The following is a 469-nucleotide window of genomic DNA, read 5'->3' as shown; positions in this document are numbered from 1 at the left end:
CTTGTCGGCCAGGCTGTACAGGTGCTTGAAGTTGTCACCGTTGCCCATGCCGCGGCCGCCGGAAACGACGATCTTGGCAGCGGTCAGCTCTGGGCGGTCGGACTTGGCCAGCGCTTCGCCAACGAAGGCCGAGATGCCAGCGTTGTGCGCAGCAGCTACCGCTTCGACAGCGGCCGAGCCACCTTCGGCGGCCACGGCGTCGAAGCCGGTGGTACGCACGGTGATGACCTTCACCGCAGCGCTCGATTGCACGGTGGCAATGGCGTTACCGGCGTAGATCGGGCGCTTGAAGGTGTCGGCGGACTCGACCGAGATGATCTCGGAGATCTGGTCCACATCCAGCAGCGCGGCAACGCGTGGCAGGATGTTCTTGCCGTTGGTGGTGGCCGGGGCCAGCACATGGCTGTAGCCGGCTGCCAGCTCTTTGATCAGTGGCGCGACGTTTTCCGGCAGGGCGTGGGCGTAGGCA

At 65.5% G+C, this 469-nt stretch carries 1 pseudogene; it reads right to left on the bottom strand.

Going from position 1 to position 469, the window contains the following annotated elements:
* Window positions 1-469: pseudogene (locus ABE528_RS27350) on the bottom strand (electron transfer flavoprotein subunit alpha/FixB family protein); the annotation flags it as partial.

The organism is Pseudomonas sp. TWI628 (assembly GCF_039673865.1).
In the GTDB taxonomy this organism is placed as follows: domain Bacteria; phylum Pseudomonadota; class Gammaproteobacteria; order Pseudomonadales; family Pseudomonadaceae; genus Aquipseudomonas.
Note: the sequence above shows the minus strand (reverse complement) of the source record. Positions and strands in the feature narration are given on the sequence as shown.